A 4,885-nucleotide genomic window follows, 5' to 3' on the forward strand; every position below is an offset into this window, starting at 1 on the left:
TGTTTTGAGCAGCCTGCGGGCTAGCTTCCTAGTTTGCTCTTTGATTTTCATTGAGTATAAACAGCCACTCTCCAGTTCAATTGGAGAGTTTTTTATAAGAACAGAGATTTACACACCTAGATTTGACACCATACATTTTCTATGATAAAATGTAACAAATTCATTTACAACAAATCGAAATCTAAATGAAATGGAATTTTCTATGAAATCAATCAAAGGACTACTCTTTATCATAGCTAGTTTTATCTTGACTCTTTTGACTTGGATGAACACTTCTCCCCAATTCATGATTCCAGGACTAGCTTTAACAAGCCTATCTCTGACTTTTATCCTAGCCACTCGTCTCCCACTACTAGAAAGCTGGTTTCACGGTTTGGAGAAGGTCTACACCGTCCACAAATTCACAGCCTTTCTCTCAATCATCCTACTAATCTTTCATAACTTTAGTATGGGCGGTTTGTGGGGCTCTCGCTTAGCTGCTCAGTTTGGTAATCTTGCCATCTATATCTTTGCCAGCATCATCCTTGTCGCCTATTTAGGCAAATACATCCAATACGAAGCTTGGCGATGGATTCACCGCCTGGTTTACCTAGCCTATATTTTAGGACTCTTTCACATCTACATGATAATGGGCAATCGTCTCCTTACATTTAATCTTCTAAGTTTTCTTGTTGGTAGCTATGCCCTTTTAGGCTTACTAGCTGGTTTTTATATCATTTTTCTATATCAAAAGATTTCCTTCCCCTATCTAGGGAAAATTACCCATCTCAAACGCTTAAATCACGATACTAGAGAAATTCAAATCCATCTTAGCAGACCTTTCAACTATCAATCAGGACAATTTGCCTTTCTAAAGATTTTCCAAGAAGGCTTTGAAAGTGCTCCGCATCCCTTTTCTATCTCAGGAGGTCATGGCCAAACTCTTTACTTTACTGTTAAAAATTCAGGCGACCATACCAATAATATCTATGATAATCTTCAAGCCGGCAGCAAAGTAACCCTAGACAGAGCTTACGGACACATGATCATAGAAGAAGGACGAGAAAATCAGGTTTGGATTGCTGGAGGTATTGGGATCACCCCCTTCATCTCTTACATCCGTGAACATCCTATTTTAGATAAACAGGTTCACTTCTACTATAGCTTCCGTGGAGATGAAAATGCAGTCTACCTAGATTTACTCCGTAACTATGCTCAGAAAAATCCTAATTTTGAACTCCATCTAATCGACAGTACGAAAGACGGCTATCTTAATTTTGAACAAAAAGAAGTGCCCGAACATGCAACCGTCTATATGTGTAGTCCCCTTTCTATGATGAAGACACTTGCCAAACAGATTAAGAAACAAAATCCAAAAGCAGAGCTTATTTACGAAGGATTCAAGTTCAAATAAGTACTCATACTCTCCTGGGATTCCCCAGGAGAGTTTTTTATAGCCAAATGAAATAAGACCAGAGCGATGAAATTTTGGAATTCAAATCAATTGATAAGAATGTTTTATAGTGGAATGAAATAGGATACGAACAAATTGATTAGGAAAATCAAATGAATTTATAGAAATATTTTAGCAGTTATATTGTCCTGTTCTAGTTTCAAAACGCTATAGAAGCAGCATTGTGCTAGTCTAGATTCAGTTTACTATACTAAAACGAGTAGCTTGAAATCAAAAAACCCACCCTCACAGGCAGGTTTTATCTGTATTATTCAGCTAGATTATGCTTTACCTTCTGAACCGAATACGTCGATACGTTCTTCAACCGATGCTTGGATAGCTTTTACACCGTCAGCCAAGAATTTACGTGGGTCGAAGAGTTTTTTCTTATCGTATTCTGCTTCGTTTGCTTCGTAGTCACGAGCAAATTTACGAGTTGCGTTAGCGAATGCGATTTGGCATTCTGTGTTAACGTTAACTTTGGCAACACCAAGTTTGATAGCTGCTTGGATTTGCTCATCAGGAATACCTGAACCACCGTGCAATACGATTGGGAATCCTGGAAGAGCTTCTGTCAATTTTTGCAAGTGGTCAAGGTCAAGACCTTCCCAGTTTGCTGGGTAAGGACCGTGGATGTTACCGATACCAGCTGCCAAGAAGTCGATACCAGTTTCAACCATTGCTTTAGCGTCTTCGATTGGAGCCAATTCACCTTTACCGATGATTCCGTCTTCTTCACCACCGATAGTACCAACTTCAGCTTCTACTGAGATACCTTTAGCGTGTGCTTTTTCAACAACTTCTTTAGCCAATTTAAGGTTTTCTTCAACTGGAAGGTGTGAACCGTCAAACATGATTGAAGTGTAACCAACTTCGATACACTCAAGTGCATCTTCGTAGTGGCCGTGGTCAAGGTGGATAGCTACTGGTACAGTGATACCCATTGATTCAACAAGGTTAGCGATCAAGTTGCGAGCAACTTTGTAACCACCCATGTATTTAGCAGCACCCATTGAAGTTTGGATCAAAACTGGAGCTTTTTTAGCTTCTGCTGCGCGCAAGATAGCTTGAGTCCACTCAAGGTTGTTTGTGTTAAATCCACCAACTGCATAACCGTTGTCACGAGCTGCTTGGACAAATTTTTCTGCTGAAACGATTGCCATTTTATCAGGCCTCCTGTATATTTTTATGGGTCATCCCATTTACATTGTTCATTTTATCACTTTTTGCCAAAAAAATCTAGTTTTTCCCGCAGTTTCGATTGATTTTCTTCTAACTCCATCTATGTAAACCCTTCCTCTCTAGTCTTGGGCGACTTTTGGAAAAGCTATGAAGAAGGTTAAACGATTCTCCTCCATCTCGAAATGATAAGCTAATTTTTCATGTTCCAATAGACTCTTGACCACAAAGAGTCCCATCCCAGGCCCTTTGGGCTTGCGACTAGCATTATCAGAAAAAGACTGGGCTAGTTTTTCTTGTTCTTCTGAGCTACAGCTATTCTCGATAAAGAGTTCCCCTTCTCTTTCTCCAATGCCAACCAAGCCACCTGGAACAGAGTGCTTGATGGCATTGCTGATGAGATTAGAAAGAATCAACTTCATAACTGATGGGTTTAGATAAGCCTGCTGATGGGTCAAACTATTGTCAATCTGGAGCTCTCTTTCCTTGGCGAGCAAGGCATAATCCTTAACCAGACTTTGTGTCATCTGGAGGAGGTCAATTTCTTCCCTATCATCTCGCAACTCCTGCACAGAAGAGAGGGAAAGTATCTGCAGAACATGGTGATTGAGTTCATCCACAATCCCCAAGGCAACTCCCAGATACTGGTCTCTATCCTTATAACGACCGATATTCTCTTTCATGTTTTCGATCAGGATTTTCAAACTAGCCAGCGGTGTTTTCAGTTCATGAGAAGCCCCTCGTAGGAATTCGACCTTCATCTTCTCCAGCTGGAGAATGGCTTCATTCTTGTCATGCAAGTCTGCAATGACAGTCAAAAGATGCTGGTAGAGGCTATTGATTTGTTCCTTGAGATCACCAATCTCATCCCTAGAATCCACGCGCAATCGCACTTGGGAATCCAGTTCCATCATTCTACGAGTCACCCGTTTGATTTCCAAGATCGGGGCAACAATGGTCCGAGCATAGATGTAGGCCACCAAGAGGGAAATTAGAAAGGATGCCAGCAAGGTATAGGGAAGAAATTGGAGACTGATTTGCTCTGCTTCCTTTTGCAAATCCATAGAAACCAGAAACTGGAGAGTCATGGTGCTACCATCTTGCGTTGTCACCTCACGCTCCTCAATAAAGAGAGAGGTGGTCTGACGGTCCGTATCCAGAGGAATGCTGTCCTTGACTTCTAACTTGTCCTCTGTCATCTCGCCCTTAACGCCCCCCTTGATATCACTAGTCTGGGAATACAGCTCTAACACTTGCTCGATGCTCTGCCTATCCTTTCCTTCTAGGGACTTGGCAATAGCTGTCGCTTTCTGGCCAATGGTTTCCTGACGATGACTCAGATAAGTCGAGGGAAATAGAAAATAAATAGCTAAATGAAGGCAGATAACCAGAACACTAAATATCGAGAAGGTATAGATAAATATCTTTGTAAATAAACCTGTTCGTCTCATTTTCGCTCCAATTTATAACCAACATTGCGCACAGTGAGGATGCAGTCCAGGTCTAGTTTTTTCCGCAATTCCTTGATATAAACATCAATGACACGGTCAAAGGGAACCTCATCTGTCGCTTTCCAGACGGCATCGATTATCTGAGACCGAGTCAAGGCCCGGCCTTCATTTTTCACCAGATAGTCCAGAATTTCCAACTCTTTGGCATTGATAAGCACTTCTTGACCTGCTAGACTGGCACTGTAGCTCTCAAAATCCACCCTGGCATCTTTATAAGAGAAGATTCGTCCTGTATCGTAGTATCTCTTGAAAATTGCATCCACCCTCACTTTTAAGAGGGAGAGGGAGAAGGGCTTTTCCAGATAGCCATCTGCCAGAGAAGCAAAGGCACTCATCTTGTATTCCTCATCCTGAAAGGCGGTCAGCATCAAGACAGGAACCTGACTGGTTTTACGAATCTCAGCTAGGACTTCTAGACCATTGAGCTTGGGCATCTGGATATCTAGTAAAATCAAGGCTACTTCATAGCTGGAAAATTTTTCTAAGGCTTCTTGCCCATCTGCAGCCTCAAGGGTTTCATAGCCACAATCCGTCAAATAATCACTGACCCCCTCACGGATCATCTCTTCATCTTCTACAATTAAAATTTTCATACTTTAACTGCTCTCTATTTTTTATTTTTCTTATACTCAATAAAAATCAAAAAGCAAACTAGGAAGCTAGCCGCAGGTTGCTCAAAGCACTGCTTTGAGGTTGTAGATAAGACTGACGAAGTCAGCTCAAAACATGGTTTTGAGGTTGTAGATGAAACTGACGAAGTCAG

At 41.3% G+C, this 4,885-nt stretch carries 4 protein-coding genes; 1 reads left to right on the top strand and 3 read right to left on the bottom strand.

Features of this window, described 5'->3' with window-relative positions; all coding sequences use genetic code 11:
• Positions 1-202 precede the first annotated feature (202 nt).
• Positions 203-1,393, top strand: coding sequence for a ferric reductase-like transmembrane domain-containing protein (locus tag HT669_RS01480; RefSeq protein ID WP_172922696.1), 1,191 nt, complete (start codon positions 203-205; stop codon positions 1,391-1,393).
• A 320-nt stretch (positions 1,394-1,713) separates the two neighbouring features.
• Here the strand turns inward: HT669_RS01480 and HT669_RS01485 are convergent, their stop codons facing one another.
• The 3 genes from HT669_RS01485 to vncR all read right to left on the bottom strand — a co-directional run bounded on the left by HT669_RS01485 (position 1,714) and on the right by vncR (position 4,715).
• Positions 1,714-2,595 carry a class II fructose-bisphosphate aldolase gene (locus HT669_RS01485; protein ID WP_001019001.1) on the bottom strand — a complete coding sequence of 294 codons (882 nt, stop codon included), beginning with the start codon at positions 2,593-2,595 and terminating at the stop codon, positions 1,714-1,716.
• A 138-nt stretch (positions 2,596-2,733) separates the two neighbouring features.
• The gene (gene vncS, locus HT669_RS01490; protein WP_001254965.1) at positions 2,734-4,062 is read right to left on the bottom strand and encodes a sensor histidine kinase VncS; all 1,329 of its coding nucleotides are present in this window, start codon (positions 4,060-4,062) and stop codon (positions 2,734-2,736) included.
• Positions 4,059-4,715 carry a response regulator transcription factor VncR gene (vncR, locus tag HT669_RS01495; protein WP_000697964.1) on the bottom strand — a complete coding sequence of 219 codons (657 nt, stop codon included), beginning with the start codon at positions 4,713-4,715 and terminating at the stop codon, positions 4,059-4,061. The genes vncS and vncR overlap by 4 nt, the downstream gene beginning before the upstream one ends.
• Positions 4,716-4,885 lie beyond the last annotated feature (170 nt).

This window comes from Streptococcus sp. 2100 (assembly GCF_013276335.1).
In the GTDB taxonomy this organism is placed as follows: Bacteria; Bacillota; Bacilli; order Lactobacillales; family Streptococcaceae; genus Streptococcus; species Streptococcus pseudopneumoniae.